The sequence below is a fragment of the Pseudomonas sp. JV245A genome (assembly GCF_032424515.1).
GTDB classification, from domain to species: domain Bacteria; phylum Pseudomonadota; class Gammaproteobacteria; order Pseudomonadales; family Pseudomonadaceae; genus Aquipseudomonas; species Aquipseudomonas protegens.
The window spans coordinates 1-3,962 of record NZ_VYKE01000266.1 but is presented as its reverse complement, the minus strand read 5'-3'; the positions used below and the strand labels follow the sequence as shown (position 1 = coordinate 3,962).

4 protein-coding genes are annotated in these 3,962 nt (G+C 63.7%); 2 read left to right on the top strand and 2 right to left on the bottom strand.

The features are described 5' to 3' along the window. A partial coding sequence (locus F6S12_RS30205) for an ABC transporter permease (RefSeq protein WP_409999870.1) occupies window positions 1-512 on the bottom strand: 512 nt, incomplete at its 3' end. 15 nt (window positions 513-527) lie between these two features. Next, a complete protein-coding gene (locus tag F6S12_RS30200; RefSeq protein ID WP_123431404.1) occupies window positions 528-1,646 on the bottom strand; it encodes an ABC transporter ATP-binding protein in 1,119 nt (372 codons plus the stop codon). A 226-nt stretch (window positions 1,647-1,872) separates the two neighbouring features. Between F6S12_RS30200 and F6S12_RS30195 the strand changes: the two genes are divergently transcribed. Both F6S12_RS30195 and F6S12_RS30190 read left to right on the top strand, forming a co-directional pair. After that, window positions 1,873-2,781, top strand: coding sequence for a LysR substrate-binding domain-containing protein (locus F6S12_RS30195; RefSeq protein WP_015636983.1), 909 nt, complete (start codon window positions 1,873-1,875; stop codon window positions 2,779-2,781). 87 nt (window positions 2,782-2,868) lie between these two features. Continuing rightward, window positions 2,869-3,962: MFS transporter (locus F6S12_RS30190; RefSeq protein WP_315869721.1), on the top strand; the 1,094-nt coding region annotated here is incomplete at its 3' end.

Here is a 3,962-nt window from a genome sequence, read left to right as displayed (position 1 = left end):
TCGGTGTAGAGCAACTGCAACGGCTCGTGGATGACCCCCAGGCCCATCAGGCTGTTGTTGATCACCCCGGTGTTGCGCAGCAGCAGGATCCAGGCGTAGGTGCGGATCAGCAGGTTGGCCCAGAACGGCACGGTGATCAGGAAGATCAGCAGGCCGCGGCGCCGCACTGGCTGCATGGCCAGCCACACCGCTACCGGAAAACCGATCAGCAGGGTGATCACCGTGGTCAGCCCGGCGATGCCGATCGAGCGCAGGGCGATCAGCAGGTAGGAGTCGGCGAAGGCCAGGCTGTCGTCCAGTTGCCGTTCGAACAGCAGGGAGGTGTAGGCGTCGCTGCTGAAGACCTTGTTCACCCCGCCGTAGGGGTTGGCTTCCATCAACGAATAGCCGATGACGATAAGGATCGGCACGATCAGGAACAGGCCGATGGCGACCAGGGCCGGGCTGACCCCGAGAAAGCTGCGCAAGGCTTTGCGCCGTTCCAGATGATGGGAAATCGATGAGGCGTGCATGGCGAATCCTCGTGGTCAATCCAGCAGGACGCTGGCGCTGCCGCGTTCGAACAGCAGCCCGGCGCTGCTGCCTACGCTCAGGCGCGGGTGGTGTTCGAGGCTGTTGGGCGTGCGCACGGTGAGGCGCGTGCCGTCGCCGAGGCTGACCTGGTATTGCAGGTCGGTACCCAGGTAGATCAGCGCTTCGATACGGCACGCCAGGGCGCCTTGCGAGGCATCACCGCGCAGGTGCAAGCGCTCGGGGCGCACCGACAGGGTGACCTGCTGGCCGACCTTGGCGGTGGTGCAGGGTTGCGCCGGCAGCGCCTGCCCGGCGGGCCCGCTGAACCAGGCCAGGCCCGCTTCGACACGGCTGACCGTGGCCGGGATGAAGTTGGTTTCACCGATGAAGTCGGCGACGAAGCGATTGCGCGGCTGCTCGTAGATTTCTTCCGGGCGACCCACTTGTTGCACTTCGCCTTCGGAGAGCACGGCGATGCGGTCGGACAGGGTCAGGGCTTCTTCCTGGTCGTGGGTGACGAAGATGAAGGTGATACCGGTCTTGGCCTGGATGGCCTTGAGTTCTTCGCGCATGGCCTGGCGCAGCTTGAGGTCCAGGGCCGACAGCGGCTCGTCCAGCAGCAGTACCTTGGGGTGGGGGGCCAGGGCTCGGGCCAGGGCGATGCGTTGCTGCTGGCCGCCGGACAGCTGGTTGGGCTTGCGCGCCGCAAAGCGCTCCATCTGCACCAGGGCCAGCATCTCGCGCACCCGCTCGGCGATCTGCGCCTTGTTCAATACCTGGCCCATAGGGCGCGATTCCAGGCCGAAGGCCAGGTTCTCGGCCAGGGTCATGTGGGGGAACAGTGCGTAATGCTGGAACACCGTGTTCACCGGGCGCTCGAAGGGCGGCCGGTCGGCGATGTTCTCGCCATAGAGAAGGATCTCGCCCTGGGTCGGGAACTCGAACCCGGCGATCATCCGCAAGAGGGTGGTCTTGCCACAGCCCGAGGGGCCGAGAAGGGTGAAGAATTCGTTGTCGCGGATATCCAGGTCGATGTTCTTCAGGGCCACCGGGCCGCTGTGTGGATCGCCGTAGACCTTGCGCACTGAACGGATGGACACCGCCAGCGTTTGCAGCGCATGCAGGGCATTCATGCCTTACCTCCGATTCCCCCATGAGCTGTCGTGCAGGCCATGGATCTTGTTTTTCTTGGGCAGGATCGAAATGTGTCGGGTGCGTGGAAAGCTTGTCTTTGCAGGCTTTGCGCGGGTTTTACCGGGTTCTGCTGGGGCTGATTATCAGTGAGGGGTTGCGGGGGCGAAACATCAATTTTAACATACCGGCTGTTAAAAAATTTAATAGCAAGGGGCGGGCGAAATCATGGTCGAGCAGCGTTTGCCACCGTTGAATGCAGTGCGTGCTTTTGATGCCGCCGCCCGTCTTGGCAGCTATGTCGAAGCCTCAAGGGCCTTGCATGTGACCCAGCCGGCCATTGGCCGCCACGTGAAGCTGCTGGAGGACTGGCTCGGGGTGCAGCTGTTCGAGCGCACGTCCCGCGGCGTGAACCTGACCCCGGCGGGGGAGAAGTACCACCGCAAGATCGCCGCCGCCCTGCAACTGATCATCGAGGCCGGGCGCGAGGTACAGCCCAGGGCCGCCGAGCGCTGGCTGCGGATCATGGTCGTGCCGGGGTTTGCCAAGCGCTGGCTGACCCCGCGCCTGGAGGCGCTGCGCCACGTGCGCCCGGGCCTGAAGTTCGCCATCGAGCCGAACTCGACCTTTAGCGAAGTGGATGCCAAGAGCAGCGACCTGGGGATCGCCTACGGCCTGGACGGGCAATACGCCGAGTCCCGGGTCAGCCTGATCTGCCCCCGGGTGTTTCCCATCTGCACCCCGGCCTACCTGGCCAGTATCGAGGCGATTCGCGAGCCGGCGGACCTGGCCCGCCATGAGTTGATCCACTTCGATGACGGTGAGTGGTGGAACCTGTGGTTTGCCGCCAATGGCCTGGATATCCACCTCACGTCCGACCTGATCTACGTGAACAACGACCATGCGCTGTCGGTGGCGGAAAGCGGCGGTGGTATTGCCCTGGCCAACGAAGTGCTGGTGCGCGAGGAGCTCAAGGCCGGCACCCTGGTGCGGGTGCTGGAAGACCAGGTGCAGCTGGAAAGCTACCGGGTGCTGACCCCGGCCAGCGAGTGGTCGGAGGATGTGGAATGGTTTATCCAGTGGCTCAAGGCCGAGCTGGAAGCGGATTTCCCCGAGGCGCGAATCGGGGTTCGTTAGCAAGCTAATGGGATGGCGCGACTGCACCGAAAAATGGCACATTGACGCACCTGCCCCTGTGCACCCACCCGTTGTACGGAAAATCCTATGGCTAGCAGCAACTCCCCGAGCGTCGCCGCGACGGCTTCCCCGGCTTCGCAAAGCAGTCCCCTGGTCCTGCGCATCATTGGTGCGGTGGCCCTGGCGCACCTGATCAACGACTTGATCCAGGCAGTGCTGCCGGCGATCTACCCGATGCTCAAGGACAGCTACGGCCTGACCTTCACCCAGGTCGGCCTGATTACCCTGACCTTCCAGCTGACCGCGTCGCTGTTGCAGCCCTGGGTCGGCTACTACACCGACCGCCGGCCTCAACCATTCCTGCTGCCGGCGGGAATGATCTGCACCCTGATCGGCATCCTGATGATGTCCCAGGTCGGCAGCTTTCCCTTGATCCTGCTGGCAGCAGCATTGATCGGCATTGGCTCCTCGACCTTCCATCCGGAGGCTTCGCGGGTCGCGCGGCTGGCCTCGGGCGGGCGCTATGGCCTGGCCCAGTCGAGCTTTCAGGTCGGCGGCAATGCCGGCACCGCCTTCGGCCCCTTGCTGGCTGCGGCCATCATCATTCCCTACGGCCAGGGCAATGTGGCCTGGTTCGGCCTGTTCGCGCTGTTTGCCCTGGTGGTGCTGTACGCCATCAGCCGCTGGTATGCCAACCACCTGCGCCTGTACAAGCTCAAGCAGGGCCAGGCGGCGACTCACGGCCTGTCCAGGAACCGGGTGATCAGCGCCCTGGTGGTCCTCGGGCTGCTGGTGTTTTCCAAGTATTTCTACATGGCCAGCTTCACCAGCTACTTCACCTTCTACCTGATCGAGAAATTCGACCTGTCGGTGGCCAGCTCGCAACTGCATCTGTTCCTGTTCCTGGGAGCTGTGGCGGCGGGAACCTTCTTCGGCGGCCCGATCGGCGACAAGATCGGGCGCAAGGCAGTGATCTGGTTCTCGATCCTCGGGGTGGCGCCGTTCACTCTGTTGCTGCCCCATGTCGACCTGTTCTGGACCAGCGTCCTGAGCGTGGTGATCGGCTTTATCCTGGCCTCGGCATTCTCCGCCATCGTGGTGTACGCCCAGGAACTGGTGCCGGGCAACGTTGGCATGATCGCCGGGGTGTTCTTCGGCCTGATGTTCGGTTTTGGCGGGAT

Coding starts and splice junctions, on each gene's coding strand:
- F6S12_RS30200 (WP_123431404.1), bottom strand. CDS start 1,646: ATGAATGCCCTGCATGCGCTGCAAACGCTGGCGGTGTCCATCCGTTCA.
- F6S12_RS30195 (WP_015636983.1), top strand. CDS start 1,873: ATGGTCGAGCAGCGTTTGCCACCGTTGAATGCAGTGCGTGCTTTTGAT.